Raw genomic sequence first — 25893 nt, 5'->3', positions numbered from 1 at the left:
TAAATCTTGCTTTATCTTAATCGTTTATAACCTTCGGTACTACGAAATACCCATGCTCTGATTTTGTATTGGATAATATTTCTTCTTTAATGTTTTGAGAATTTATAATATCATCGCGTACATGGACATCCTTATCTATAGTTCCATAACGCATAGGAGAAACACCTTCAGTATTAACTTTCAACAAAGTATCATGTATCCAATCCAGCATTGTCAGTTCTTTTGAGTAGTATTTAATCTCATCATCGGATAACTTAATCCTCACAAGCTGTGCAGTTTTAAGCATTTCTTCCTTAGTAATTGTTATTTTTCTCTTATTTGCAAATTCTATTAACGAAGTGATAACATCTTCTGTTGATCTAGCTGGCACTTTTACCTCCTTGCATAAAGCAAATTAAAATATTTACAATTGAAACAACCTCTATCTTATCATTTTTTTCAAATTTGTGAAATACGGTGTCCGTAATTACTAATTTATCCAAAGAAGAGGAAGAGATTTTCTCAACTGCATTTCCTGAAAGTATTCCATGTGTAATGCACGAAACTACAGACTTTGCTCCTCGGTTTTTTAAAGCAAGAGCTGCATTACATAATGTTCCGCCAGAGTCAACTATATCATCAACAATGACGCAATTTTTGTTTGCAACTTCTCCGATTACATTCATTACCTCAGATGTACCTGCTTTTTCTCTATATTTATCTACTACAACAATATCATTATCCAACTTGTGTTTTTCCTCTAAAATCTTTGCAAAAGTACGAGCTCTGCCAATTGCTCCAACATCAGGCGCAACTATTGCCAAATTCTCCTTGTATATAGAGTTAACAAATACTTCAAAACAGCTTAGATTAGTAACTGGTATATCAAAAAAACCTTCAATTTGACTTGAATGCAAATCAATAGCAGCAACACTGTTTGCACCAGCTGTTTGAATAAGATTTGCAGTTAATTTAGCACTTAAAGCAGATTGCATATTATTGTTTTTAATAACCCTATCCTGCCTACTGTATCCATAATAAGGAATAATAGCTTTTATTCTCTTGGCTCCTGACCTCTTTGCTGCATCAATTGTAAGCAGAAGCTCCATAAGGTTATCATTTACAGGGGAAGAAAGAGATTGTACTATATATACTTCTTGATTACGTAGATCATTTGCTACTTCTACATTTACCTCACCATCGGCAAATCTTGATACCTGAGCAGGTAATAGCTGAGCATTTAGCCCACTTGCTATTGAATCTCCTAATCGTTTACTAGCGCTACCTATTATTACCTTCATATATACCAATTAAGTTTTGAAAATTATACAGAAACCATGGAACGATTAAAACTTTATTCTTGCCGCCAAGTGGATCATAGAAACGAAAAAGTTACTCGAAACATTTCACCAGCTTTCTTATCATGCAACTCGTTTTCACAAAGGTACGTACTATTTTTCTACTTAAAAATAAAGTAAATTTTTTGTGATGCTAAGCATTTTCTATAATTTTTCATTAGATTTATTAAAAATTTGACAATTATTAAAATATAGGCTAAAATATCTATATATTTAATGGAGAAATGAAATGGATTTTAGTCAATTTGTTCAAGACGACTTTCTTGATTTGCACTCGAAAACAATAAACATAAGTGAATTAGTAAGCTTTTTACAGAGCAATCTTAGTATTACAAAGCTTAGTTTAAAAAGCTGTTATATTGGTGATGAAGGAGCAAAAGCTTTAGCTAATGGTAATCTTGCAAACCTTACTCAACTTGATTTAAGTTGGAACAATATTGGTGATGAAGGAGCAAAAGCTTTAGCTAATGGTAATCTTGCAAACCTTACTCAACTTAATTTAAGTTGGAACAGTATTGGTGATGAAGGAGCAGAAGCTTTAGCTAATGGTAATCTTACAAACCTTACTCAACTTAATTTAAGTTGGAACAGTATTGGTGATGAAGGAGAAAAAGCTTTAGCTGGTCTTAAAAAAGTTAATGTTAAAGGTATAGAAAATTTTAGAATAATGGATAGTTTTATAAATAAATTCACACAAAGTAACTCTTCAATAGAAATTTTTGATCCAACTCAATCGGAAAATAAAACAACACTTGATGATATTATAATTCCAGAAAGCGTTAAAAAGGAGCTAAACAAGATTCTTGGTACTATTCCAGAAAGAAATAAAGAATTACTTAAAAAGATAGGTTACAAACCAGAAAAAGGCTATCTTTTTTATGGTCCACCCGGAAATGGTAAAACCAAAATTGCTCGTGCAATTGCATGTCAAGCTAATGCAAAGTTTATTAGTGTTTCTGCATCTGAATTTCTGAAATCGTATATTGGTGAAGGTGAAAAGTACGTAAGAGAAATTTTTAAAAAGGCAAGAGCAAATGCTCCTTGTATAATTTTTATAGATGAAATTGATTGTATTGCTACAAAACGTGGTAGCGGTGGTAGTTCTAGTCATGCTCAATCATGCGACAGCCTTGTGAATCAGTTTTTAACCGAGCTCGATGGTTTCAACTCACTAGAAGGTGTAACAGTGATTGCTGCAACTAATCGTAGAGATGTTTTAGACAAAGCGTTTATTAGGCCAGGCCGTCTCTCTAATCATATTGAAATTCCTTTGCCAGGTCGTGCCCAGCGTAAGGATATATTGAACTTATATATAAAAAAATTCAAAGTTATTGAAGGGTTGGAAGTTAAAGTAGATACTAAAAAACTTGCAAATAAAACTGATGGTTTCTCGGGAGCTGAGTTAGAATATTTAATAGATGAAACAACAAGGGATATTATATCTTTTTTTGAAGGTGAAGGAAAAATCACTATTGATACTAATAACTTCATTCAGGCAATTGAGGAGAAGAAATCTAAAGAGCCTGAAGGTGAGCAAGTTAATAATGATCTAGAGTCACTCAATAGTCCTGTTGATAATGAAAATAATGTAGAAAGTCATAGCTCTGCAAATAGTGGTCCAAATGTTGTAGATACTCAACAGTTGGCTAAAGTGACTAAATTACTTAATGGTATACAAACTAAAATTAATGCGCTACAGAAAGAACGTGAGGAAAGATTTGAAGAACTTGACTCTGAGAACAGCTACTTAAAACAGGACCTAGATTCTGTAAGGAAAGACTTAATTAAAGTAACTCAATGTACTAAAGAATACACTCAATTAAAGGATGATCTAAAGACTATCACTGAAAAATATACTCAACTACAGAGTGAATTCGAGAATATGGTAACAACCGAACTCAAGAAACATGAAAGCACACTAGAGAAGCGTTTTGAAGATCTACAAGAACAATTTGAAGGTAAAAATAAAAAGCTAAATAGTAAATATGAAAAATTCTTAGGAGCAAGCAACAATAGTAAAAGGCAAGGTAGTTACGCCTCTATTTCTTTTGTATTATCTGGAGCATCTGCTGTTGGTGCAAGTTTGACAATGTTTCATTTAGCAATGTGTCTTTCATTCGCTGTAGCTGCATTAATTTTTCTTGCAGCAGGATGTTACTGTTTGTATAAGGCAAATACAACACTTAGTAATGTTGAAATTGATCAAACTACTAATCTTGTAGTTGTTTAGATAGTTTTTAGGCTTTTAAATCTGTACCTGTTTGGCAAGTTAAAAAGTCCTTGCTGGTGCTGTAGCTTAAATTGAAGAAAATGGCGGAAGTGTAGAGTGAGGTAGTTTTTGATCAAAAATTTAAGATATTTTTAAAAAAACCACCTTTCTTGACGCGTATGAACACTCCCAAATTTTTTATAGGTTTGACTTCACCTGATTTACAAATAGAAATTGGTTGAGTGTTTGCCATTTATTCTTATAAACAGCATTTTGCTTTTTTTAGCACGTAGCAATTCTTGAATTCTATGATATTATTTTTGTAAAATTGTTATATATATCATAATAACGGTACTGGCTGAGTTCATTAAGTAATTTTATGCGCAGCGTAATGACAAAAAGTGTTATTCACAAACACATTTTACTACATAATCAGCGCTAATATTAAAATGCTTATAAAGAGCTTCATAAGGTGCTGATTCTCCAAAATTTTTCATGCCAATAAATATACCGTTTGAGCCTACATATTTATGCCAACCCATTTCACTTCCAGCCTCAATTGCAACTTTAATGCTGTCATTATTTAATATTGCCCCTTTATATTCATCACTTTGCTCGTCAAAAAGCCTCCAACACGGCATAGAAATGACCCTTGTACCTACACCTTTTTCCTGTAATTTTTCTCTTGCCTCAACTGCAATTTCAACTTCAGATCCGGTAGCAAATATCGTCACTTCTAGCTTCCCTGAATATTCGCATAGTATATATGCACCAAATTTTGATAGGTTGGCCAATTGGTCAGTATAAGAGTGCATGTAATTAATATTTTGCCTTGAAAGTGCAAATAACGATGGAGATTCTTTTTTTTCCAATGCAATGCTAATGCACTCCAAAGTTTCAATTGCATCTGCTGGCCTAAAAACATACAGATTTGGTATAGCTCTCAGAGAAGCTAAATGCTCTATTGGCTGGTGAGTTGGACCATCCTCCCCTACTCCAATTGAGTCATGAGTCATTACATATATAACCTGCTGTTTCATCAAAGCTGAAAGACGTATAGCAGGGCGGCAGTAATCGGAAAATACTAAAAAAGTTCCACCATAAGGAATAATTCCACCATGAAGAGCCATACCATTCATACAATCTGCCATAGCGTGCTCTCTCACTCCATAGTGTACATAAGAGCCACTATAATTATTACTATCTATTGCCTGCATGTGCTTATATTTAGTACAATTTGAACCGGTAAGATCAGCAGAGCCACCAATTAGTTCTGGCATAGACTTAGTCAATAGTTCCATTACTCTGCCGAAAGAAGACCTAGTCGCTTCTTTTGGCATTAGCTCACATATTTGTTTCTTCAGGTTAGCTAAGTCATTTTCGATATTGTCTGGCAAACGTTTCTCAAGTCTTCTTTGTAGTTCTTCATTGATCAAGGATGTATAGTTTTGCTTTGCCCTCTTAACTGTTTCTATCCAAGCGTTTCTCACATCTTCTGGTACATGAAATGGTTCATAGTCCCAATTTAATTTTTCTCTCATCTGTTTTACATCTTCCTCTGTAAAGGTACCACTATGAGCAGAAGATGTGCCAGCACGGCTCGAAAATTTTCCGATAATAGTTTTGCAACAGATTAGTGTAGGTTTATCAGACTTTTGTGCCTGTTCTATTGCAAGGGATATGGAATCAAAATCATGCCCATCGATTTTGTCAACATTCCATCCATACGCTGAAAAACGCTTTTCTACATCATCAGAACAAGAGAGGCTAGTAGAGCCGTCTATAGAGATGTCATTGTCGTCAAAAAGTGCTATCAGCTTATTTAATTTAAGATGCCCAGCAAGGGACGCTGCTTCATGGCTTATACCTTCCATAAGACAGCCATCTCCTAGCATTACATAAGTGTAGTGACTGATTTCAAACTGCTTTTCAAGAATCGATTCAGCAAGTGCCATGCCAACAGCAGTGGCAAATCCTTGACCAAGCGGGCCTGTTGTTGCTTCTATACCAGAAGTTAAGCCAAATTCTGGGTGACCTGGAGTTTTTGATGTAAGTTGCCTGAAGTTTTTTAGTTCATCTATACTAATGTAGCCTGTCAGATATAATATAGAGTATTGCAACATTGAACCGTGACCATTTGATAGGACGAAACGATCTCTACTGATCCATTGAGAATCATCAGGGTTATGGTTTAGGTATTTAGCAAATAATACAGTGGCAACATCTGCCATGCCAAGTGGCATACCTGGATGTCCAGAATTTGCTTTTTGTACTGCATCAATTGATAAAAAGCGGACAGCATTTGCCATGGATTTTAGTAGTAGATGATTCATGTATTAATAGGAAAACTTAAAAGTGAAGTATACTATATCATAGTGGCAAAAACAAGTTGACACTTAATGTTAAAATCATTAATAATTTATAGTTAGATTGTGAGAATTTTTGTATGACAACTGTTATCAATAGAAAGTATAGAATCAGTCGCAGGCTTGGTGTAAACTTATGGGGTAGAGCAAAAGATTCGGTCAATAAAAGAAAATACCCTCCAGGTCAGCATGGTATTCTTGGATTTAAGAAGTTATCTGATTTTGGTAAGCAGTTTGCTGCACATAAAAAATTTAAGTTCTACTATGCAATTTCAAGTAAGCAGCTTAGACGTACATTTTTAGATGCTTACAAAAGAAAAGGTTATACGGCTGATAATTTTATTGGTGCCTTGGAATCAAGGTTAAGTTCTGTTTTATATCACTCTGGTTTTGTGCCAACAATTTACTCGGCAAAACAGCTTATATCTCATAAACATGTTACAGTTAATGATAAGGTGGTTAACATATCAAGTTATAGAGTGAAGCCTGGTGATATAGTAAAAATAAGGGAAAGAGCAGCAAAAATTCCTATATTAATAGAGGCTGAACAAAAACAAGAACGTAAGGCTCCAGATTATTTAGAGGCAGATAGCAAAGCACTTTCAGTGAAGTATTTGAGAGCGCCTCAATATTCCGAAGTCCCCTATTCAGCAGACATGGAAGTCAATTTAGTAGTAGAATTTTACTCTAGATAAACAACATAAGGCCCGTGTGGCGGAATCGGTAGACGCAGCGGACTTAAAATCCGTGGGTTTTGCGACCTTGGGAGTTCAAGTCTCCCCATGGGCACCAGTTTAATTTATCAAAAAAGTATGAAATGGCTTGATATAGAAGATATTGCAGAAGCTCTAGAAGAGAAGTTTCCCAATAAGGATATAATTAGTATTAGATTCACTGAACTTAAGAAAAAGATCTTGGGTTTGAAGGAGTTTGATGATGATGAAAAGTATTGTAATGAAAAAATATTAGAGGCCATTCAAGCAGCTTGGATTGCAGAAAGATCTTAAAAAACAGATAGCTATAAGAAAATTACTGCATACAGTAAAAAGATAATCTTCTTGGAAATACTATACTTTACTCGAATTTTAATTAGCTTCATAATAATTTAATAAATTACAATTAAAAATGATTACAAGTTAGGCAAAAATATACAAATACTGCTTTTTATGTGTGAGGCCGAGGATCATGAAAACAATAAGTTAGTTTTTTGTATCAGAAAGTTGTAATATAATTTAATTTTAAGCACTGGAAAGATGTTTAAATATAGCGGGCCAAAGAAATTAAAATCTATAATAGAAAACTATGCATTAAAATGCATGAAAAATAAGATCAGCAAAAATGAAATACGTCTTATTTTAAACTGGAAAAGTATAGTTGGAGAGGAATTAGCAGAATGTACAAAACCACAAAAGATCTCATACGCACAAAACGTAAATTCTGGTGTTCTGCATCTGTTAGTAACAAATGGCAGTAAAGCATTAGAAATGCAGCATATGGTTTCTCTTGTAATAGAAAAAATTACAGTGTTTTTTGGCTATAAAGCAGTATACGGTATAAAAATCAAGCAAGGGAGTTGACTATTTAACTATATAAGGTTAACCTAGTTACATAGGATAAATTGGTATATTGAAGTGAGTAGAATTTGTGAATTAACAAATAGAAAAAAGTCTTTTGGTAATAAGGTATCGCACTCAAATCGTAAAACAAAGCGTACCTTTCTCTTAAATTTACATAAAGTTACATTAACGAGTAATATATTAGAAAAAAAGTTTAGCTTTCGTATAGCGACAAGAACTTTAAGAACTATAGATTACAAAGGTGATCTTGATGCTTTCTTGCTCAACACAAAAACAATTAAACTAAGTAAAGAAGCGCAAAAGATAAAAAGAAGATTAAAGAAAGTTTTAGCAAAACAAGAGGTAGAGCTAGCTGTTTCAAATGCATAGTAAGCCTACATGGCTCAGAGCAAAAGCTCCAGCTGGTAAAGTATTCAATGAAACCTTAAATACTGTTAAGCTACATAACTTACATACAGTATGCGAAGAAGCTGCGTGTCCAAATATTGGTGAATGTTGGAATAAACGTCATGCTACTGTGATGATTCTCGGTTCTGTTTGTACTCGTGCTTGTGCGTTTTGCAACGTTGCAACTGGCATTCCTGATAAGCTCGATCCTCATGAACCAGAAAATTTAGCAAAAGCAATAAAAAAGTTAAATTTAAAGCACGTTGTCATTACCTCTGTTGACCGTGACGATTTATCAGATGGTGGTGCAAATCAGTTTATAAGGTGTATAGAAGAAATTAGAAAGATAACTTCGGAAACAACAATAGAGATTCTCACTCCTGATTTTTTAAATAAGAAAGGAGCATTTGAAGCAATAGCTATTGCATCACCTGATGTTTATAACCACAACATCGAAACAGTACCAAGGCTGTATGCAAAAATAAGACCAAGAGCTCGTTATTTTCATTCACTATATTTGCTAAAGATGGTGAAACAGATTAATCCTAAACTTTTCACGAAGTCAGGGCTTATGGTTGGTCTTGGAGAAACAAAAGAAGAAATCTTTCAGGTTATGGATGATTTACGTAGCGCCGAAGTTGATTTCATTACAATTGGTCAATATCTGCAACCAACTCCAAAGCATGCAAAAATTGATAGATATGTTACTCCAGAAGAGTTTGAGCATTATAAATATATTGCTTATTCTAAAGGCTTCTTGGTAGTTGCATCAAGCCCATTAACGCGGTCATCGTACCACGCTGAAGAAGATTTTAACAGACTTGCTGCTGCTAAAACTTCAACCTAATTTAACCTATCTGTTCAAAGAAATGTGCACTCCCTTTCTTTTCATTCAAGTAGCCTCTTATCCTTCCAGTAGCCCATCGGTGTTATTTCAGTAACACCTGTTATTCGAGTAGCCTAACACTGAAACCAAGAGGACTGACCAGGCAATCAGAACTGGTCACGCGCTGGAATGACACCGTCATAAATTGCTAGGCCTTCATAATGTCATCCCAGTTTCCTCTTTACTCTTGTCATCCCAGTACTTGATACTGGGATCCAGAAGACTGATTAGTCAATCAGAACTGGTCACGCGCTGGAATGACATCATTTTTTTTTGCATGAAAAGACTGGATTTTCATGATACCCACTTATTAGTTTCGTCTAATTTATTTTACCACTCTGCTGAACGGATACATTCTAACTGAGAGCAAAGCACACTTACATCATTTAACACCTTCAGTGGCTCCCCTAGACTATGTTCCACTTTTGTCTCAAATTTAAATCCCAAATTTCCAAAAAATTCTTGAAAATACTCAATAGTAATGTCACACAAACTTCTACCACTTGCTTTATAATTTTTCAGCTCTTTCGGAATAATAAGAGACACTTTACCATCTTCATATGTTACATTTCTACCCTTACAGTTCAGTTTAAATTCTACTGAACTGTAAAAACCTGGTGTTTTGATATCACTAGCAAGATCACTGCTAAGTACCCTTATACATTCCATGCTAAAACTGAGTTTTAGACAATTGGAACTATGGCAATCCATACTATAAGTTATTATTATATCAGAATCTAACACAAGCAAGCCAAGTGGAAAAAGAGCCTTTAATAAATGCAGAAACAAAAAATGATTATATCCTTCTTGATGATAACTAGTTATCAATTCTTCTATAATAGAGTCATTTGGAACTGTTGCACCAACACGTATAAACATTTCCATAAAGACTACTTTAAGAAACAAACAATAGTTTCTTTTCCCTTTTTCATTCCCTAAAATGAGATCTTTATGTTTTGAATATAGCTCCTCGATAAGCTCATTGGTTATTTTTTGTTTGTTGATAGTAAGGTTGTGTGATCTATCAAGGTCAATATATGTGTTGTAACCAGAGTTTATGCTACTCCAACCACCTGATTTCATTGGTATAGATTTTAAATCAGAATACTTGAGCTTTTTTACTTCAGATTTCAATGCGTTAACTATTTTTTTTGACATATCACAATCTTATATTATATACGTATTACGTACTTTTCATCATAAGTAAAGGTTTTCTGTAAAACTTGATTTACTTTTTATTATACTCACCTTATTAAAAAAAGCGGAGATTTCAATATCTTATTTTAAATTCTTCAAGTTTAGATTCTTGTCTTTGGTTGTATTTATATCACTTAATACTCCAAGTGGCTTATCCAGATTATACTCAAAATTTTCCTCAAAAAAGTGAAATCCAAATTTTTCGCAAAATTTCTGAAAATACTCAATAATAACGTCAAACAAATTCTTATCATTTGCTTTGTAATTTTTCAGCTCCTTAGGAATAGTGAGAGAAACCTTACCTTCTTCATATATCACATTTTCACCTTCACATTTTAGTTTAAACTCCACTGAGTTTTGTAAATCACATACTAAAATTTTATTACCGTTATATATACCATCATTTACGCTAAAACTGAACTTCAGATAATTTGGATCTTCACAACTTATATAGGTCCTTTCTCTGTAAGAAGGAATTAAATAGTGGAATGAATACATGCACAATCCAAAAGAACGAAGTGCTTGACTTTGAGAAGAAAAGAATTGCTTGTACCCAGACCTGTTATAATAAGTTATCAATTCTTCCATAATAGAGTCATTTGGAACTGCTGCACCGGCGTGTACAAATATTTCCGTGAAGATTTGCTTAAGAAACAGACGATAACTCCCTTTTTTGTCCTTATCTTCTGTAATGAGATTTTCATGTTTTAAATATAAATTTTTAATGAGATCATTAGTTATTGCCTTCCCATTAATAACAAGGTCACAAACAAATTCATATTCACTATTGAAGTCCATATCTAAATCCTTATATGTTCTATAATCAGAACTTTCTGTAGACTTCAAATCAGCATATCTCCTCTACCTCGCCTTATCTTTCAGCTCATTAATCACTTTTTTTGACATATATACTATAATAGATATAAATCATTAATTTTTAACTAATATAGACTATGAACTGTAACTTGAGTTTCTTGCGGGTTTGCACTTGATTACTTTAACGATAGATCTTCCAATTCCATCTGATCTACTTGTACTTTTTCTAACTCACTTTTTACCTGCTTATGGTATAAGTTTTCTCTTCTCGCCCAAGATAGATCACTATCTATTATATAAACGTAATTGCCATTGTCCTCTTCGAAGCAAAACAGCTTCAGTTTACTTTCGTCTTGACCAATTAATTCACTACGAATTACTTCTACAGTATAAAATTGACCCAAATTCATACTTACTTCAGGATGTTGCATATACCTTAACACCCGTGGCTCATATAATTTTCTTATCTCACCATTTTTGAGATCACCTATTGTACACTCTATCTTCTTTAATCCGTATTTAATAACTCTCACTAATCTCTTCGTCTCATAATCCCACAGCTGTTCTTCTTCCAATCTTTTACATGCGGTAAAAAATTGTGATTCTTCTCTTTGCATAAACCGAGATAAACGTTCTGCCAACTCATAGCACATTTTTTCTTGACTCAGTATTTCTCTTTTATATTGAGCTAAAATATTAATCGCTATACTTGGACAACTTACTGCAATCAAGTCATTATTTAAATCCGTTTTAATAATTTTGCCGCTCTCTTGATTAACATGTACAGTAACTTGCCCTAACAAAATTCCCTTAGAAATCGTTATGTCTTTTCCTATATGAGTGTCAATGGCTTTTAAAGAATCAAAGTCTATATATATTGCACCTTTCTCTCCTGTCATTTTTTCTGAAAGAGCAAGAGCAATCAATCTAAAGGTATCTATTTCAACAGCAAAATACATCCTTTGCTCCTCTGACATATTATACATATTCTTAAAGAAATCCTTTATGCTAATGTCTTCACCATCTACCTTCCATCCTGTATCTATTTCGCTCCAGTCGTATTGGTGTAAATCTACAACATGCACTCCTTCCATTCCTTTCAGTTCACGCTTTAAATCATCTATTTGATTTTCTTCAAATCCAGGACCATTTATAACCAGATATATGTCCCTCTCCTCTTCATTTGTTAATTTATGATTTTTGATTATATCTAAGTAACTAAGATCACTATTCTTACCATTCAGTAGAGACGCACCATATACTCTTGGCACCCAAGTTAGTATTATTGGTGCTTTATTTGATAATTTTTTTATATTACCGATCATTGTTTTACCTCACAACATTCACGGCATAATAAAACATTAGTAAAAAAATTCAACCAATTGCTTTCACATTCTTTTAAAAGAAGACAATTTTATTGGCATCCGTTCAGCAGAGTGATAGAATCAGTTAGACGAGAAAAGAAAACTATAGGGTCAATTTGTGACACTAAAATCCAGAAAATTTAATTTCAAACCAGCACTTTCTTCCTTGTCATTCCAGCACGTGACCAGTTCTTATTGCCTGCTCTGGACCCCAGTGTTAGCTACTTGAATAACAATAAAGGGAGTCCTCATTCCCCTAAACAAATACTTTTATTGTGCTTTGCGCTTCAAGCCATTGACGGCATATACATCTGGCTCATCTATCACCTTCAGTGGCTTGCCAAGGTTGTGCTCTATGTTTATATTATGCTCAGAATCATACTCTATCCTTGTATCAAACTTAAAGCCCAATTTCTCGCAGAGCTTTTTAAAGTATTCAACAAGCTTATTAATAATATCAGTAAGCTTATCAAGCAGACTGTCATCGCCAGCTTTGTAGTCTTTTAACTCTTTAGGGATTGTAAGCAACACTTTACCATCTTCATATGTCACATTTCCATCCTTACATTTTAGTTTAAACTCTGCTGAACAGGATAAATTGCATTTTATAATCAGACCATTATCAAAGACACATTTAGTTCTTTGACTAAAACTGAACTTTAAACAATCAGGTTTATCACAATCCATACCAATTGTTTGTTCTCTTTCATTACCTAGTATCAACAAATCAAACGGATTAAGAGCACTCTGCTGCTGATAACACAAACAACTAGAATATCCTGCCTGATTATAGTTAGTTATCAACTCTTCAATAATAGAGTTATTGGGAGTTGCTGCACCAACATGTTCGAACATTTCTATAAAAACTCGTTTGAGAAATGGACGATAGTTGTTCTGTCCATTTTCACCTTCTAAAATCATACCCCTATTATCTGAGAATAGTGTATTGATAAAATCATTAGTTACTTTTTGTCCATTAATAGTGATATCACTGCATCTATTGAGATCTTTATATGTTACATTGCCAGAGTAAATGTCATACCAACCACTTGAGCTTAATCCTTTAGCTCCTAAATCAGCATATTTGAGCTCTTTTACTTGAGATTTTAATGTATTAACTATTTTCCTTGACATAATAAGCTTTATAATTACTTTATATGTATATAATATTAACATATACTGCGTTAATTGTCAACTGTAAGAACTTTTGCTCCGTAAAGTTTTCAGTCTCTGCTTTAAAGAACTTTCTATTCTTGAAATAGAAAGTTCTTTAATCAATGCTATATAAGTGATAGCTCTCCCATTGCTACCCTGTCTACTTCTGCTCCTTCCAGCTTATTATCTACTCGTTCACGGTATAGATCTTTTCCCTTCATCCAGGATAGGTCGCTCTCTTGCTTAAAAACATAATTACCATTATTACAATTAAAAGAAAATGATGGACATTTGCTCACTTTTTCGCCATCACATAATTGAACAATAAGAACTCGTCCTGTACTCATTTGAGCAGAATTTAAGCTAAATTCACCAAGCCCGGTGTTAATATACTGAAAGTTTTCGATATTATATAGCTCTTGTATTCCATTGCTTTCAAAGTCTGAAACGCATTTTTTAATTTTTTCTTTTACTTGTTTAATTATTTCATTTTTGAGTTCTTCATCTTTTGTTAATAAGGAAGCTCCTTTAGCAAGTTCTTCTTCTTGTTCTAAAGCTAGAGATAAGCGCTTTTTAACCTCATTACAAGCTTCTTTTTGGCTCAGTATTCTATCTTTATAATCAGACAAAATGTTAACTGCTATACTTGAATTATTTATCACAATGCAATCATTATTTGTACAAATTATTAGATTTTTATATTCGTCATAATGATTTGAGTTCTTTATATCTACCGCACTTTTGTAGTTCATGTTCCCTTCTTGATCAAGAAAACCTGCTATAACATTTCCTAATAAAATTCCTTCAGGGATTGTTATATCCTTCCCTATATGAGAGTCAATGGCTTTTAAAGAATCAAAATCTATATATATCCCACCTTCGTGTCCTGTAAACTGCTTTAAGAGTGCCAGAGCAACTAATCTAAAAGTATCTATTTCAACAGCAAAATATGTTCTTTGCTCCTCTGACATATTATACATATTCTTAAAGAAATCCTTTATGCTAATGTCTTTACCATCTATTTTCCATCCTGTGTCTATTTCACTCCAGTCATATTGATGCAAGTCTATAACATGTACTCCTTCAATTCCTTTCAGTTCACGCTTTAAATTATCTATTTGGCTTTGCTTAAACCCTGGGCCGTTGATAATCAGATATATATCCCTCTCCTCTTCATTCTTTAGTTTATGATTCTTGATTATATCTAAATAATTCAATCTACTATTTTTACCATCTGGTAAAGATGCACCATGCACTCTTGGCACCCATGTTAGTATTATTGGCGCTTTATTTGATAATTTTTTTACATTACCGATCATTATTTTACCTTACTATATTGCTATGTTTATAATATAGTGGATTTTTTAATAAAATGCAAGTAGACATTAAGATTTCACTTACGCTCTCTCAGTTTACAATTTTTGTTTCCGTATTATCTAATGAATCACCGTAAGTGACTGCCTTAAGATAAAACTTTCTCCCTTTTTGCACTTCAAAAGAAATTATTGAATCATCAAGTAGAATAAATTTTTCACCTGAGGTGTGTTCATATTTCTTAGTACCCTCTTGGCCTCTAATTAGGTCGATAAGCTGATATTTATTCTTACCTATGATCTTTGCTCTTTCGAATTTTATTACCTCTTTTCCAACCAGCGCTAACACAGTTGGACTCATGACGTCTATCTTACCAAAACGCAGTACTACTGTAATTCCCTCATCGGTAAATTCGATTACATATCCGTAAGTAGATTGTATATTTGCACTTGCGATAGGCTTATAATCTTTATCATCATACGAAATAAAAAGTGTTGCTCCTTTCCAACTTTCCTCTTCACTAATTAAAGTAAAGCTTGCGATATTATCTTTAATATACGGTAAATCTATCATTTCTACGATAGATTTACTGATGTGAGAAGGAGGATATTCTTTAAGCATAAGTGATCTTGTTGAAGGAAAGGAGAGCTTGTATATAGAGGGATCATAACCAACTCCCATTACTTGAATGGACATGCTTTCAAACTTTGTTTTTATAATTCTCATCGTATGTCTTTTCTCGCCATCTGAAATTGCTATGACATCACTTGGTAAAAGCCATGCATATTTTATCGGGAGCTTAAAGTTGTATACATTTCTCTCTTGCCACGAAGAATAAAGTAAAACTTCAGCTATATTTTGCGCCTCCCCTTCCTCCATAATGAGAGGTATTTCAACTGTTGCAGCATTGCCCTGCTTTGGCAGTTCAGCATATTTCACATCAATTGGATAGCCAAAATTGCGGTTAAAATAGACAACATTGACTTTACTATTTAAATCTAGCTGACTAATATTAACAAGTTTTGCAACGTTATTGGTAACCATCTCGCCAATTGGTATTTCAGTTTTCACTCCCCTGCCCTTTTGAATAAATTTCAGTTTTGAGTTCTGTTCAACCACATCAAAAAAATAGCACCTTCGTAGCATTTTAATAATTGAGCGTACGGGTTGCTGATCATTTATTACATACCCAGATAGTAATCCTTTAACATCACTTGTATCAAACTGATCGCCTTTGAGACCTACCTTTTGCAACAGATCAGACAAAACATCGGAAACATTAAGTTGTGAAATTTTTCCCTGAATCCAGTGCCCGGTCTGCCAGTTATGGCAGTCAGCCCACATGTCACATAAATTGGGGAAATAAGGAAATGGCCTTGCATCCCACGCCCAGAGGAACATTTTCTCCACCATTTCTGAGCTTTGCCACTTTTTTAATGTTCCTTCGATTGCAGTTTTCTGCGAAAGAAAGCTCACCTCTCCGTTTGAGTATCGTGGATATTTACTCTCTATACTACCTTTATCAACAAACACATTGGGCTCATTAGTGCAGCCGTTCATACTGGGAAATCCATATTCGGTAAACCATATTTTCTTCATTTTTGGTTGCCATTTTGTTTTACTACCACCTGGATTTACATGAACTTCACTCCACCATTTCTCGATATTTTTCCACGCATATTCGCTGTCATTATACTTTATTTTCTCAGGATCACTTTTTGAGTAATCGTAAAAATAATCATACCCTACCCCACTGCTCCAACCACCCGCTACATCTTCCGCGGAATAGCCAAAAGGAGGTTCTTCGCCATCGGTGAGTGGAAAATAAGCATCGATGCCAACAACATCGATAAACTCTGAAGACCATAGTTCATCCATATTATACCAACCATCATATGAATGATACTCACTCCAATCGGCAGCGTAAGTTACGTTTACTTCTTTTCCAAGCTGAAGCTTTACTTGCTTTGCAACTTTAACTAGCTCTGCTACTGCGGGATAGTTACCCTCTACATCTTTTACTCTGGTGAGCTGCGCAAATTCAGATCCGATGATAAACCCTTCCACTTTAGTTTGTTTGGCAATGCTCGTGTAATGCCCTATGAATTTGCTATACCGATTCTCAAAAAAATCACTTATATCCTGAGGAGTACCGCCCAATTTTCCTCGCCACTCTTTGTTTTTTGTGTCAAGCAAGAACATTGGGTAGAGCATTACCTTATAACCTCTGCTATGCAGCTCTTCTATATATCTTATTAGTGCTGCATCACTAACCGTACCGCCATATCTTGGATTACCATTATCATCCTTTGAAATAAGCTGGGCATTATCTCTGGTTATATTTCCTACTTGCCAATCATCAGGCACTATAGCAGAATCGTCTTGAAATTCAACTGCAGGATATATTTTACAATCTTTGATATTCAAACTGCTTGCAAACCAATTAACCACTACCGATGCCCATTCAACATTTGGTAAACTTTCCTTCAATTGGTCCAAAGAAAGCATAGAATCGCTCTTTTTTGTGTGATTATTGTGATTTACTCTTTGTGCCGGTCCATAGGGAATATATTGACTACTGCTTATTTTTTCTCGTGCAATTTTCTTCTGTATTTTCGTATCATACACAAACTCCCCTGAACCTGGTATGATATTGATATTTTTAATGTTTTCTGCTACTGAGAATCCACTGAGCTTCAGTGCAGTTTGCACTTCAAATGTAAACACCGGAACACGATTACTATAGTCTGCCAAAGGAAAATTTTTGATGACTATGTAAGATATCCCTCTGTAAGCTGGTATATCACCTTCGATTGATAACATAAACGGATCAGGGTTTTGGTCTTCTCTACCGTGGTAAAAAGTATAATCTATTTGGTCAAAGCTAAGCGATTTTGTACCCGCCCAGATTCTATTTAATTTTTCTACTTTCCCCTTGCAAATTGCAATTGCGAGTGTTGCATAGTAGTTATATGTAATATTTATACCTCTTCCTGTTTTATTTTGAGTGGTTATCGCCTCCTCTTTTATTGGCTGTGACCAAATAATGTTTCCAGCAACGCGAGCAGTGCCATAGATAATTGGAATTGCTTTGCCATAAGTTGAGGTTTGAACTTGCAGATTTTTCAGCCTCGCCCCATGCGTTATCTTTTGGTCGGCATCAAGACCAAATATTGCATTATCAAGCTGTGCACCAAGCAGAGCACCGAGTCCTGAGCCGACAATCTGGCCAATTGGACCAAAAATACTGCCCGCTTTACTTAAAATTGATGATAAAATTATTGTAGACATAATATTCTCCTTTTTGATAGATTGTTTTGAATTTTTGAAAGAAGATCCCAGACTGGGATGAAATTGGGACCTACTGTATAGTAGTGTCATGCAACTGGTATCCAGGAAAAAAAGCGAGTAGCCCTTTTCCTGTCATCCCAGTACTGGGATCCATTGTTCTTTATTTCTGTATTTCAGCGTCACGCGCTGGAATGACATTAAATGATTTTTCTTTGAATTTGAGTTATGCAAGCAGCTCCTTTGTTGTCATGCAAGTAGCCCCTTCGATGTCACCCGAGTAGCCCTCTTCCTGTCATCCCAGTACTGGGATCCAGCCTTTCTTACCAACAAAAAACTTGGCATAACTTGCGTGCTCAAAAAATTCCTGGATTCCAGTACTGGAATGACACCCTTTTAGAAGTTCAATGACCCTTCTGGATAAAAACTATTGTCAAGCACTGGAATGACATGATTCGACTTGCATGGCATCATCCCAGACTATGTAGTAATTCTCCTTATTCCTCAATTTGCCGATTACTTCCTCGAGAAGATACATCACTCAATGAAGAGCTTACTGATGAACTTCTAGATAAGCTTCCAGATGATAGCCTTATATCCTTGTTTTTAGTTTTCCCGTTACTATGTTTCTTATCTGGCTCATCTTTTATGTTATGCTCCTTCTTGAAATTTTTACAGAAAGTGCGAAGATATTTTATTTCGCCTTCCTTTTCTGTAGTTTCGCTTATTTTATCGATTAAGCAAATCAGATTTGCCATTGAGAATCCCTTACTAGCCTGTACAAGAATTTTCATATCGCTATCTTTTAATTTTTCGAGCCGTTCTTGTAATATTTTTTGACGTGTATCGTCTTTATCCAGCCCAGGAACCTCAATACACTCCAAACGACCACCCCTAATAAGCGCAGGATCTAAATGATTCTTATGATTAGTTGCAGCAACTACCGTTATATTTTTTGAGGATAAAAACTCTTTATCCAATTTAGTGAGTAAATAAGTTAAAGGCCCTGCATCCTCATGAACAGTTCGCTTTTTACCAACTCCGTCAATCTCATCTATAAAAATCATACAAGGACTGTTTGTCTCTGCTTTCTCAAAAACTTGATCTATATTCCTTTGACTAGACAAGCAAGACGCAGAAACAGACATAAACGCAAACAGAGATTTAGTTTGATTTGCAATTGCCTTACTAATACTAGTCTTACCAGTTCCTGGTGGACCGTACAAGAGATATCCTCCGCTTTTTGACTCACAAATTCCTCTCAACTTTTCTTTTATGTCACTTGGTAATATAATATTATCAAATGTTGTATTCCATCCTCTTGCTTCACCTTTTGCGTAAAATTCCATATTCAGCTTTGCTTCTACTTCATTTTTTGTTGTAGGACTATTAATTAACCTTGCAGAAAGATCACTAACCTCTTTTTTTAACCCATTCACTTCATCTTTCGTTACAAAATTCTCTGAAATTCTATGAACTTTTTCTTCTAGACCACTAAACCCGTATTTATTTTCTTTATCCTTTCCATCTTCTAATTCTTCTTTAATTGGAGTTAGCTTATTTTCTTCTTTCCTTAACCCTTTATTCGGCTCTTCGACTTCAGCTTTCGAGTTTTCTTGAGATTTTTTACTTTGTTTAATCATTTTATATGAAAACACAATTACTACTGCAGAAAGCGCAAATAAAATAAAAATAACAGGGGGAGCTATATTTAAAGCTGCAACTGAAGATAAAAATGCAACGTAAGGAGCTACAGCAAAAACTCCAGATGTAATTAATGTAAGAGAAGCAATAGCACCAGCTATAAAAAAAGGTATATTAGCTCTACTAGACATATTTTAGCTTATAAACAGTTAATTTATAAATAATACATTTAAAGAGTACAAGCTTTTCATAGTAAAGCAAGACTAACTTAAGGCATCCTTAATCAATCTATGATCGAGGTATTATGCAGTATTAAGATATAAGATGGTATGTTGTATTTTTAATTCAGTGTTCTTTTTCTATCATTCCAGGGTACTGGAATGATAGATGCTATGATAAGAAATTCAATAACTTAAAGTAGGTAATTAAAGCCTCTAATTAAGATCTAAATCTATAGTTATTATAAGCAACACTAAAGAAGTGCGGAAGTAAAAATTTACAAAAGAGCATTATGTATACGTATGCTTTGTAGACCTACATTTTGCCACCCTTCTGTTAAGCTTTGCCTCCCTTCCATTACGTCTTGTCGCTCTTTTATTTCTTTTATTTCGTTATCGAATTTTGACATTAGATATTTAGCATAACCAGATGTTAATGCTGTTGATGCAGATACAGCTATTGCTACCATAACAGACGTTAATGTAATTTCCATTGTCTCGGTTATAAAAAGCGTCGATGTTACAAAATTCCCTAACATGGCAACTAAGCCACCAACAACTACACTACCTTGAACTACTTTATTTTTTAAAAACCCTTTTATACTCTCTACCGTATCTTCTTGGTGATTTATAATGGCATAATACAAAGGAGTTTTCTGCAAACTATCTTTTTCATAAACATCTGCACCTCTGTCTAGTAGAGCATCTACTATCTCTAAATAGCCATTTTTAGCAGCATAATGCAAAGGAGTACTACCATTTCCATCTTTTACATGAACACTTGCGCCTTCAGCTAATAGAGCATCTACTACCTCTACATGGTTACTTAAAGTAGCATAATGCAAAGGAGTACTACCACTTCTGTCTTTTACATTAATATCTGCACCTGTTTTTAGTAGAACATTTACTACATCTATGAATTTATATATAGTAGCATAATGCAAAGGAGTACTACCACTTCTGTCTTTTACATTAACATCCGCACCTCTCTTTAGTAGAGCATTTACTACATCTATGAGTTCATATATAGTAGCATAATGCAAAGGAGTACTACCACTTCTGTCTTTTACATTAACATCCGCACCTTTTTTTAGTAGAGCATTTACTGCACCTACACATCTACTATAAACGGCATGATGCAAAGCAGTCTCTCTATTTTCATCTTCTACATGAACATCCGCATGCCTATCTAATAAAACATTCACTAAATCCTTACAGCCAGCTGCTGCAGCTGCAATTAATAATGTAAATTCGGCATCAGGATCACTTTGGATGAATGTATGATTTATACTAAAATTTTTATTTTCCCACTCTTGATACGCTATTGTATCTTCCCTTCGCAATACCTCTTTTATTTTATTAATTACGTTATCTTTATTTACACTTGCATCTTTATCAATTGCACTTAATATCTTTTTCAGATTTTCAAAATTCATCTTTACCTCCTATAACTTTACGTTGCAGTTACTACACAATTACAAACAAAAGTAAACACATTTTTGGAAATTATTTAGAAAAAGAATCCATTAAAAAAGTCAGTGATTTGCAATAAATAACTGATCCATTTAATTGAAAGAAATATGTGATGTAACTATAGTCATTATAAACAACAATAGAAAAAACACGGAAGTAAAAAATTTATACTGATCTTATCATATTTATTATTAGCATAATTATAAACATGGGAAAGCAAATACAAGTCAACTTATCTAAAAAAATAGTGAGAGGGTCTTATCTGGCGCAAAATGGATGGCCAACCTTAGTGAAAATTATTTTGCATCATTGAATAATAACAGCATTAAACCAGCCAGCTCTATAAGAAAACTAATAGAGGCTTTTTTACTTGTTCCAATTATTACATCCAGTGCTATTACACTAGCATGTACCTATTTTTTTCTGAATGCAGTGAGTATTCAAAAATATGATTGCAGCTTTGAATAAGGGAAAAATTATGGCGCCTATGATTTTTGAAGGCTATTGCGATACAGACGTTTTTAATAGCTAGTTCAAGCTTTTTGCTGGGTGATTTTGGATAATGCAACTTTTCATAGAAAATAAGTGACTTTGTTAAAAGTGTCGGTGCTGAAGTTATATATCTGCCTCCATATTCTCCTGATTTTAATCAAACCATTGGTTTGTTATAAAAAATTTAGCCAGAAAGAATATTCAGCTATTCGAACTATTAGAAAAAGAGCTATAATTATAGACTCCGTATACACTATAACTAGACTTTTTTTCAGAGGAATGATACACAAGTTAGTACTAAGACACTAAACAGTTTTCAAAAATGAAAATTATACCTTAAAGCTGATTTTCATACAGTTCTTGCAAGCGATAGCACTCTCACTTCTCTGGCACCAGAGTTTAAAATTTCCTGAGAGCAAGACCTTGCGGTTGCGCCAGTTGTTACTACATCATCAACCAATATCACGATTTTGTTTTTGATAATTTCGCTGTTACTTACTTTAAAAGTATTTTTCAAATTTTTTTCACGCTGTTTAAGTGAAAGACCAGCTTGAGATTTGGTGTGACGAATACGTTTTATTGCAAATGGTGTATAAGATAAATTAGATAACTTACTTAATTCCTTCGCGAGCAATGCTGCTTGATTATATTTACGTTTAAATAAGCGTATTTTATGTAGCGGTATGGGAACTATGACCTCTGCATTTTGAAATATGTCTTTGTTAGCTTTGTACATCCACTTTGCATAGACTTTCACATAATTTAAATTATCAAAAAATTTAAAATTTATAATCATATTTTTGCTATGTTCATCATAAGCAAAAACTGATCTTAATACTTTAAATGGTGAAGGGTTACTGATGCATTTACCACATGTATCAATGTTATCTGGAATTACTACACCACAAACATTACAGTAATGCTTAGTTAAAAAATTGATTTTTTTATTGCATTCACTACATAAATCATAACTTTTATCAATTATACGTTCACAACTTACGCATACGTTTGGAAATATGAGATCTGTAGCTTTTTTTAATAAGAGAAGATTCATGAATTAAATATGTTAGGTATACCTTTTAAAATGCTCCTCATAACCTAATTATTAAGAAATAGTCGATACTTGATCCAATAAATATGTTTTAAGATACTTGCCTGTAACGCTTTTTGGAGTCTGTGCAACTTTTTCTGGAGTTCCTACAGCAACCACTTCGCCACCTTTTACTCCACCCTCTGGACCAATATCTATTATGTAATCAGCAGTTTTTATAACATGTAAATTGTGCTCAATAACTATAACAGTATTTCCTAAATCAACTAGCCTATGGAGTATTTTCAGTAAATTATTTACATCTTCAAAATGTAACCCAGTTGTTGGCTCATCGAGAATATACAATGTTTTCCCGGTAAATCGCTTTGATAGTTCCTTAGACAGCTTTATTCGTTGTGCTTCACCCCCGGACAACGTTGTTGACGACTGTCCAAGCGTTATATAGCCAAGCCCTACTTCCTGTAAAGAAATCAACTTTTCCTTTATCATTGGAAGATTTTCAAAAAAGTCACATGCTTGATCTATTGTCATATCAAGCACATCAGAAATTGATTTTCCCTTGTAAGTAACTTCCAATGTTTCTCGGTTATACCTCTGTCCTCTACATTGCTCACATTTCACATAAACGTCCGGTAGGAAATGCATCTCGATCTTTAAATGCCCATCACCTTTACAAGCTTCACATCTTCCTCCCCTGGTATTAAATGAAAATCGGCCTATATTGTAACCTCGTGCCTTCGATTCTGGGAGACCTGCAAACCAATTTCTGATGTGAGTAAACATACCAACATATGTTGCTGGATTTGATGCTGGGGTCCTACCAATTGGCGATTGATCAACTTCTATAATTTTATCTATATACTCAAGGCCTTCTATTTTGTCGCATTGACCATGCCTTGCAGATGAATGATTTATCTTGTGTGCTGAGTATTTATATAATGTTTCTATCACTAAACTTGATTTCCCTCCTCCTGATATTCCAGTAACACAAATAAAATTCCCTATAGGAAATTCAACATTTATATTTTTTAAGTTGTTCTCACAAGCATTAACTACCTTTATGAACTGAGTTGTTTGCTTTCTTCTTTTTGAAATTGAAATTTCCTTCTTTCCACTTAAATACTGTCCTGTTATGCTCTCTGAATTTTTTTGTAACTGATCTGGTGTTCCTTCTGCAACAACTTTTCCTCCGTTTACACCAGCTCCAGGACCAATATCAATCACATAATCAGCAGCCATTATTGTGTCTTCATCATGTTCAACAACAATCACAGTATTACCCATGTCTCTCAGATTTTTAAGTGTGGCAATTAATCGATCATTATCACATTGATGAAGGCCAATTGAGGGTTCGTCAAGCACGTATAGCACTCCTGTTAAACCAGAGCCAATTTGCGAAGCAAGCCTGATCCTCTGGCTTTCACCACCAGAGAGAGTGCTAGATTCACGGTCAAGTGTAAGGTAATTTAGCCCTACATTCTTTAAAAATGTCAGCCTTTTGATTATTTCGTTTAATATTTTATTTGAAATTTGCTTATGTTGTTCTGTGAGCTTGTCTGGCAAATTTTCAAACCAATCAAGGGATTCATCGACGCTGAGCCCTGATATTTCACCTATGTGTTTTTCATCAATTTTCACTGTAAGTGCTTCTTTTCTCAATCTATAGCCAGCACATTCTTTGCAGTCAGTAACAGAACAATACCTATCAATAAGTGATGCATCGTAATCCATCTGGCGTTCTAGGATACTGACCAAACCTTGAAATTTCATTTCTCTAGAGCCAAAAAGTATTAAATCCTTCACTTTTTGGTCTATATTCTTCCACGGAACATCAAGACTAAATTTGCAATTTTCAGCCAGTGACAGAATTGCATTTTTTAGCAATCCATAGTTTGTATGCACTTGACGGAATATTGATCCAATTGGCTTTAAAGCACCTTCAGATATCGAGAGCGTTTCATCTGGCACTATTAGCTTTGCATCAACACTTAGCTTTTTACCGAGCCCATTGCATGAACTGCATGCACCGTAGGGGCTGTTAAAAGAAAACAATCTTGGCTCTATTTCTTCAAGAGTAAAGCCAGACTCAGGACATGCAAAATTCTCTGAGAAAGTTAAAGTTTGACCATTTTTATACTCGGAATTGTGGTTATCAGGTAAGTTAACTATTTCTGCATACATTAAGCCATGGGCAAGTCTCAATGCTGATTCTATACTGCTTGGTAGTCGATTTCCTATATCATCTGATATGGACACTCTATCTGCAATCACAAAAATATCATGTTTCTTGTTTTTATCGAGCTTAGGCAAGTCATCTATATCACATATTTCACCGTTTATTTTTAGTCTTACGTAACCCTGCTTTTTAATTTCCAGTATCTCTTTTAGATGCTCTCCCTTTCTACCACGTACAATAGGAGCAATTATATATACTTTAGTTTCTAAAGGTAATGCTGTAATAGTATCTACAATTTGAGATACAGTCTGTTTCGTTATTGGCAATCCAGTTGCGGGTGAGTAAGGAATGCCTATTCGCGCATATATTAAGCGTAGATAGTCATAAATTTCAGTAACGGTTCCAACAGTTGATCTTGGATTTTTTGAGATCGATTTTTGGTTAATTGATATTGCAGGAGAGAGGCCTGTGATCGATTCAACGTCAGGTTTATCTTGAATATTAAGAAATTGACGTGCATAAGCCGATAGACTTTCGACGTATCGGCGTTGGCCTTCTGCATAAATCGTATCGAATGCGAGGCTAGACTTACCAGAACCACTTAGTCCAGTTATAACAACTAACTTATTTTTTGGTATATTGACATCAATACCCTGCAAATTATGCTCTCTTGCACCTTTAACTCTGATCATACTTCATGTACCTTTGACCATTACAGCCTCAAAATACATAAACTTACAACAACTTTCTACTAATTTTTTCAACTATTACGGAAAACGAAGTAGCACAACTAGTGCAAAACATTTTGCCATACAACTATATAAACATCTGTTTTCGCCAAGTTAGTTCGTACAACAAATGGTGTCATAAAAGTATGTTTTCTACAATCTCATCAAAAACATGCTTACCAATTTTTGGAAACAGGAAATTTTATTTTATATAA

The 25893-nt window shown here is 34.3% G+C and carries 19 protein-coding genes, 1 tRNA gene and 1 pseudogene; 8 read left to right on the top strand and 13 right to left on the bottom strand.

All coding sequences use genetic code 11. The features are described 5' to 3' along the window. Positions 1–16: 16 nt before the first annotated feature. Both gatC and ABWU65_RS06500 read right to left on the bottom strand, forming a co-directional pair. Positions 17–370 (bottom strand): Asp-tRNA(Asn)/Glu-tRNA(Gln) amidotransferase subunit GatC, encoded by a 354-nt coding sequence (gatC, locus tag ABWU65_RS06505; RefSeq protein WP_052264736.1) that lies wholly within the window; start codon positions 368–370, stop codon positions 17–19. Further along, positions 360–1280: a ribose-phosphate diphosphokinase gene (locus ABWU65_RS06500; RefSeq protein WP_353280486.1), complete on the bottom strand. Its 921-nt coding sequence runs from the start codon at positions 1278–1280 to the stop codon at positions 360–362. The genes gatC and ABWU65_RS06500 overlap by 11 nt, the downstream gene beginning before the upstream one ends. 286 nt (positions 1281–1566) lie before the next feature. Between ABWU65_RS06500 and ABWU65_RS06495 the strand changes: the two genes are divergently transcribed. Then, positions 1567–3567, top strand: coding sequence for an AAA family ATPase (locus ABWU65_RS06495; RefSeq protein ID WP_353280484.1), 2001 nt, complete (start codon positions 1567–1569; stop codon positions 3565–3567). Between the two features lie 383 nt (positions 3568–3950). Here ABWU65_RS06495 and tkt read toward each other — a convergent pair whose 3' ends face one another. Further along, a complete protein-coding gene (gene tkt, locus ABWU65_RS06490; RefSeq protein WP_052264739.1) occupies positions 3951–5879 on the bottom strand; it encodes a transketolase in 1929 nt (642 codons plus the stop codon). 113 nt (positions 5880–5992) lie between these two features. On the opposite strand from tkt, the gene rpsD reads away from it, so the two are divergent. The 6 genes from rpsD to lipA all read left to right on the top strand — a co-directional run bounded on the left by rpsD (position 5993) and on the right by lipA (position 8723). After that, positions 5993–6607: a 30S ribosomal protein S4 gene (gene rpsD, locus ABWU65_RS06485; RefSeq protein WP_006012690.1), complete on the top strand. Its 615-nt coding sequence runs from the start codon at positions 5993–5995 to the stop codon at positions 6605–6607. Positions 6608–6617: 10 nt separating this feature from the next. Continuing rightward, a tRNA-Leu gene (locus ABWU65_RS06480) sits at positions 6618–6704 on the top strand. A 20-nt stretch (positions 6705–6724) separates the two neighbouring features. Next, positions 6725–6919 (top strand): Fe-S cluster assembly protein IscX, encoded by a 195-nt coding sequence (gene iscX, locus ABWU65_RS06475; protein ID WP_026097274.1) that lies wholly within the window; start codon positions 6725–6727, stop codon positions 6917–6919. A 246-nt stretch (positions 6920–7165) separates the two neighbouring features. After that, complete coding sequence (locus ABWU65_RS06470; protein ID WP_006012687.1) at positions 7166–7489, top strand: DUF721 domain-containing protein; 324 nt, start codon at positions 7166–7168, stop codon at positions 7487–7489. Between the two features lie 54 nt (positions 7490–7543). Continuing rightward, positions 7544–7858: a 50S ribosomal protein L28 gene (gene rpmB, locus ABWU65_RS06465; protein WP_149168840.1), complete on the top strand. Its 315-nt coding sequence runs from the start codon at positions 7544–7546 to the stop codon at positions 7856–7858. Then, on the top strand, positions 7851–8723 hold the full coding sequence (gene lipA, locus ABWU65_RS06460; protein WP_007302639.1) for a lipoyl synthase: 873 nt from the start codon (positions 7851–7853) through the stop codon (positions 8721–8723). The genes rpmB and lipA overlap by 8 nt, the downstream gene beginning before the upstream one ends. A 369-nt stretch (positions 8724–9092) precedes the next feature. Here the strand turns inward: lipA and ABWU65_RS06455 are convergent, their stop codons facing one another. The 8 genes from ABWU65_RS06455 to ABWU65_RS06420 all read right to left on the bottom strand — a co-directional run bounded on the left by ABWU65_RS06455 (position 9093) and on the right by ABWU65_RS06420 (position 21194). After that, entirely contained in the window at positions 9093–9920 is an 828-nt protein-coding gene (locus ABWU65_RS06455) for a hypothetical protein (protein ID WP_007302638.1), read from the bottom strand. 120 nt (positions 9921–10040) lie between these two features. Beyond that, positions 10041–10805 (bottom strand): hypothetical protein, encoded by a 765-nt coding sequence (locus tag ABWU65_RS06450; protein ID WP_264685483.1) that lies wholly within the window; start codon positions 10803–10805, stop codon positions 10041–10043. Positions 10806–10951: 146 nt separating this feature from the next. After that, complete coding sequence (locus ABWU65_RS06445) at positions 10952–12100, bottom strand: hypothetical protein (protein ID WP_264685484.1); 1149 nt, start codon at positions 12098–12100, stop codon at positions 10952–10954. A gap of 309 nt (positions 12101–12409) precedes the next feature. Next, entirely contained in the window at positions 12410–13273 is an 864-nt protein-coding gene (locus ABWU65_RS06440; protein WP_007302635.1) for a hypothetical protein, read from the bottom strand. Positions 13274–13419: 146 nt separating this feature from the next. Further along, positions 13420–14613, bottom strand: a complete 1194-nt coding sequence (locus ABWU65_RS06435) for a hypothetical protein (protein WP_353280482.1) — start codon at positions 14611–14613, stop codon at positions 13420–13422. Between the two features lie 88 nt (positions 14614–14701). After that, positions 14702–17899 carry a glycoside hydrolase TIM-barrel-like domain-containing protein gene (locus tag ABWU65_RS06430; protein ID WP_353280481.1) on the bottom strand — a complete coding sequence of 1066 codons (3198 nt, stop codon included), beginning with the start codon at positions 17897–17899 and terminating at the stop codon, positions 14702–14704. 494 nt (positions 17900–18393) lie between these two features. After that, positions 18394–19731 carry an ATP-binding protein gene (locus ABWU65_RS06425; protein ID WP_007302631.1) on the bottom strand — a complete coding sequence of 446 codons (1338 nt, stop codon included), beginning with the start codon at positions 19729–19731 and terminating at the stop codon, positions 18394–18396. 305 nt (positions 19732–20036) lie between these two features. Further along, positions 20037–21194 (bottom strand): ankyrin repeat domain-containing protein, encoded by a 1158-nt coding sequence (locus tag ABWU65_RS06420; protein WP_007302630.1) that lies wholly within the window; start codon positions 21192–21194, stop codon positions 20037–20039. A gap of 482 nt (positions 21195–21676) precedes the next feature. On the opposite strand from ABWU65_RS06420, the pseudogene ABWU65_RS06415 reads away from it, so the two are divergent. Beyond that, positions 21677–21958, top strand: a pseudogene (locus ABWU65_RS06415) (transposase); the annotation flags it as partial. Between the two features lie 114 nt (positions 21959–22072). Here ABWU65_RS06415 and ABWU65_RS06410 read toward each other — a convergent pair. After that, positions 22073–22777: a ComF family protein gene (locus ABWU65_RS06410; protein WP_149168831.1), complete on the bottom strand. Its 705-nt coding sequence runs from the start codon at positions 22775–22777 to the stop codon at positions 22073–22075. 51 nt (positions 22778–22828) lie between these two features. Next, the gene (gene uvrA, locus ABWU65_RS06405) at positions 22829–25642 is read right to left on the bottom strand and encodes an excinuclease ABC subunit UvrA (protein ID WP_019236961.1); all 2814 of its coding nucleotides are present in this window, start codon (positions 25640–25642) and stop codon (positions 22829–22831) included. Positions 25643–25893 lie beyond the last annotated feature (251 nt).

It is taken from the genome of Wolbachia endosymbiont (group B) of Silvanus unidentatus, assembly GCF_964028615.1.
In the GTDB taxonomy this organism is placed as follows: Bacteria; Pseudomonadota; Alphaproteobacteria; order Rickettsiales; family Anaplasmataceae; genus Wolbachia.
This window is presented reverse-complemented; position numbering and strand designations above follow the sequence as displayed.